Origin of the sequence: Mesobacillus sp., from assembly GCF_049588175.1 — a bacterium.
GTDB lineage: Bacteria > Bacillota > Bacilli > Bacillales > Cytobacillaceae > Mesobacillus.
On sequence record NZ_JBAVFI010000086.1, the window covers coordinates 1 to 2,912 of the forward strand.

Sequence of the window (2,912 nt, forward strand, 5' to 3'; positions counted from 1 at the left end):
TATTGATGAAATACTTATCATCTACCTTGATTTAAATTATCATTCTTCAGTTAACCTGCCCCGTTATTGGAACGCAAAAAATCTGACGCAGCAGCCAATCCTTTTTGAACTAAACCAGCTAATAGCAAATGATTACAACCTGCTATTTCTCCCAAAGCTCGATTAGTCGACCTTCAGGATCTTTAATCCAAATAAACTTTCCATATTCACTAATCTCTTTTTTCTTTTCAAGAGGTACACCAATATGTTCAAGATGCTTAATAGTCTCGGTTAAATTATGTACTTGGAAATTCAACATCACTTGTTGTTCTGTAGGAAAATAACTGTCATTCTCGGTAAAGAAAGAAAAGATAGTCTCATTTCCTAATTGGGGTTTAATCACAGTCCCATTCCAATTTTCTATTTCCATCTTCAACACTTCACTGTACCATTTTTTTATAACTTCAAGATTCTTAGTTCTCCAAAATATTCCTCCGAAACCTTTTATCATCGTATCTAACTCCTGTCTGTTTTTAAATTTTTAGTAAGTTCCTTCTTCAACTAAACTGCCACCGGTAGCTCAATAATAAAAGGTTCGCCCCAGCAATCCCCACATCAACTCTTGAGTCCAATAGTTAAAGTTTGATATTAATGTCTTTCCTCAGATAATCCGTTCTCAAATTAAGATTTAGCTGTCTGTGCAAAATTCAGACCCTTAGCGAGCCGCGGAAACCTCTTGCCGCATAGTAGGAATCTGCTCCATTGTGGTACATAAATACAGTGTCGTAGCGGCGATCACAAAAGATGGCTCCGCCAAGTTTTCTAATATTATCGGGTGTTTGCACCCAGCTCGACGTTTTCAAATCGAAACTCCCAAGGTTCTGCAGCTCCCGGTATTGTTCTTCCGTTAAAATTTCAATGCCTATGGCAGCTGCCAGATCCATAGCGTTATTTTCTGGTTGGTGTTTTTTCCTTGACTCTAGTGCTTCACGGTCGTAACAAACACTTCTGCGCCCTTTAGGACTTTCCGCTGCACAATCATAAAATATGTATTCGCCCGTCTCTTTATCATGGCCAACCACATCCGGTTCACCACCAGTTCCTTCCATTTCATTGAGCGCCCAAAGTTTTTCAGTATTTGCTTCGAGCTTGGCTTGTACTTGAGCCCATTCCAGACCTTTATGCCGGTTCATATTTTTCTCAAAACGGTCTTTCAAAGTTCCGAGTAGTTCATCACGTTGTTCTGGTGACAACTCCTTATTTCTCTTTGTCATATTCGTTTCCTCCTTGTTTTTATGAGCAAAGGGACGTACCCTTTGCTTCTTTTTATTAGTTTTTAGGTCAAATGAAACTGGAAGCACAAGATACGTCCCCATGCTTCAGCATAACAACAAAAACCTCCATCAGAACACGCCATTTTCATTCGGAGAATTCTCAGGTATGGGCTGACCCACATCCCACAATTCGACGATGACGTTATTATGGAAGCGGAAGATATGGACCACTGCTGCCCCAATGTCATCTTGCTTTTGTTTTACATGGGAGTGAACCGCAACGATGTCCCCCTCTTCGATGACACGTTTTACTTCAAGTATTTTGTTTGGATTCTCGGCGCCGTTCTCTTCCATTGCGAGCATAAGAGAGTCAGCATCTCCCTGGAAAAAGGGATTATGATGACGGAAATCCGGACTAATGTACCTGTGGTATGCTTCGCGCACTTCCCCCGACGCAACCAGTTGTAAAAACGACACAGCCTTTTCTTTTAGAGAGTTCTTCATTGTCAATCATCCCTTCTTATAAGTGTTACACTAGTTTTGTTATTTATCTAACTAGCTTTCTAAGCTACAAGCCTTTATTTTGCGAAAACGAATTGTTCGTCACATGAGATATCAATTGTTCTATTGCCAACTTGTATATTAAGAAGTTCTACGATTTTACTATTATTCCTTCTAGAACCTTCCCTTATAGCTAAATAAGAATTGTCGGTGTCGATTCGAATCGTTGGAATTCATCAAGTATGGATTTGTATCATTCCGCCGCTAAGGTCAAAGTATTTACAAAAGTGAAGAGCTAAAAATATTACCTAACTAAGACCCACAAAAAAAGGAGCGAATCTCACCATCGCTCCTTTAACTAATCATTCATTCTTCGTTTCTAAAAAACTCTTCCAGGCAGTCACTCCGCCATCTAATACGACTACATTATAATCCTTTTCCGACAGGATATTGGCACACTTTGTGGCAGAATTCCCTGTTGTACATGTAACAAAGATTTCTTTATCCTTAGGCAATGCCTGAATCGTTTCTTCGTTGTTTTCAAAAATGAAGTTCTTCGGCAGGTTGATATTCTTTATACCTGCTTTTTCTATATGATAGTCTTTAAATTTTTCCTCTGCTCTTACGTCTAAAAGCATGATATCGTTATCATTTTTTACTTTTTCGTATAGTTCTTCTGCGGAAATTTTTCTTATGGTCATTCTGGTCGTGCTCCTTTCAGTTCATTCTTTGGGTTCATTATATCAAATTTCCGTGCTTACAAAGCTGCAGCCCAGGGCTAACGGGCAGGTTTGTTCCTTTGGATTGCAAATAAAGTCGTTTCATCACGGTAAAAAAACCAAATCCTAAACGGATTTGGTTTTTCCCCTAGTTCACTCCTAGAGTGATCTCTAGTTTCTCAAGGATCTGATCTGTTTCCCTATCATGCCGGGATTGCGGCCGAAACGTGATGGTTTCAGGAATCTTATTGAATGGTTCGTATGACACCTTGAATGTATCATCTTTCTTGAACAAGGAAAGAGGTTCCACTTGTTCTCCGTTGCTTCCTAACAACTCGAAGCTCAACTCCATTTCTCGATCACTTGGCTGCTTCAACTTATACACAACCTCGGTTGCCGTCGGTGCAAACGTGACCTTCTCAAGGATCACCGTGATGTC

The 2,912-nt window shown here is 39.8% G+C and carries 5 protein-coding genes; all 5 read right to left on the minus strand.

The window, feature by feature from the left end; genetic code table 11:
• Positions 1-142 precede the first annotated feature (142 nt).
• Positions 143-490 carry a VOC family protein gene (locus tag WB217_RS01885; protein ID WP_423990122.1) on the minus strand — a complete coding sequence of 116 codons (348 nt, stop codon included), beginning with the start codon at positions 488-490 and terminating at the stop codon, positions 143-145.
• Positions 491-686: 196 nt separating this feature from the next.
• Positions 687-1,253: a DUF4256 domain-containing protein gene (locus WB217_RS01890; RefSeq protein ID WP_423990124.1), complete on the minus strand. Its 567-nt coding sequence runs from the start codon at positions 1,251-1,253 to the stop codon at positions 687-689.
• Between the two features lie 129 nt (positions 1,254-1,382).
• Positions 1,383-1,757: a nuclear transport factor 2 family protein gene (locus tag WB217_RS01895; RefSeq protein ID WP_423990126.1), complete on the minus strand. Its 375-nt coding sequence runs from the start codon at positions 1,755-1,757 to the stop codon at positions 1,383-1,385.
• Positions 1,758-2,116: 359 nt separating this feature from the next.
• Positions 2,117-2,455 carry a rhodanese-like domain-containing protein gene (locus tag WB217_RS01900; RefSeq protein ID WP_423990128.1) on the minus strand — a complete coding sequence of 113 codons (339 nt, stop codon included), beginning with the start codon at positions 2,453-2,455 and terminating at the stop codon, positions 2,117-2,119.
• A gap of 166 nt (positions 2,456-2,621) precedes the next feature.
• The coding region (locus tag WB217_RS01905; protein ID WP_423990130.1) for a DUF5643 domain-containing protein at positions 2,622-2,912 on the minus strand (291 nt) is incomplete at its 5' end.